General features: G+C 44.9%; 1 protein-coding gene and 1 pseudogene. One reads left to right on the top strand and one right to left on the bottom strand.

Going from position 1 to position 583, the window contains the following annotated elements; all coding sequences use genetic code 11:
• Positions 1 to 283: Hsp20 family protein (locus R7Q48_RS29360; RefSeq protein ID WP_318133885.1), on the top strand; the 283-nt coding region annotated here is incomplete at its 5' end.
• A gap of 84 nt (positions 284 to 367) precedes the next feature.
• Here the strand turns inward: R7Q48_RS29360 and avtA are convergent.
• Positions 368 to 583: pseudogene (gene avtA / locus R7Q48_RS29355) on the bottom strand (valine--pyruvate transaminase); the annotation flags it as partial.

The following is a 583-nucleotide window of genomic DNA, read 5'->3' as shown; positions in this document are numbered from 1 at the left end:
GGCAGTTGCTGGTTTCTCTGAAGACCAACTCGATCTAACTCAAAATGAAAACATGTTGATCGTGAAGGGCGAGCGTAAAGCAGAAGAAGGCAAAAACTACGTGTACCAAGGCATTGCAGAGCGCGATTTTGAACGTAAGTTCCAATTAGCGGACTATGTAAAAGTGACTGGCGCTTCAATGGAAAACGGCCTATTACACATTGACTTGGTTCGTGAAATTCCAGAAGCAATGCAACCACGCAAAATTGCTATCGGTGGCAACAACCTGCTAGAAAGCAACTAATCAGCAAGTTATTTGCCCTATAGAGTGAGAAAGAGCGCCAGTTGGCGCTCTTTTTAATTTGTGTCTTTGATGCGGGAGTTTGCTTTACTGACCTTGTTGGTAAGCCTTTTCGACTTCTTCCGCGATAATCGCGATACCTTTCTGCATCATCTCATCGTCTTGAACGTAGTTCATGCGCAAGCACTGATGAGCATGGTCCCACTCGTCTTTCTGACCAATAAAGAAGTACTCACCCGGAACAATCAATACACCACGCGCTTTCAAGCGTTGGTACAACTCCATTGTCGTAATTGGCAACTC

The sequence above is a fragment of the Vibrio sp. 378 genome, assembly GCF_033339435.1.
The sequence above is the reverse complement of the archived record's forward strand: the minus strand, read 5'-3'. Positions and strand labels throughout refer to the sequence as shown.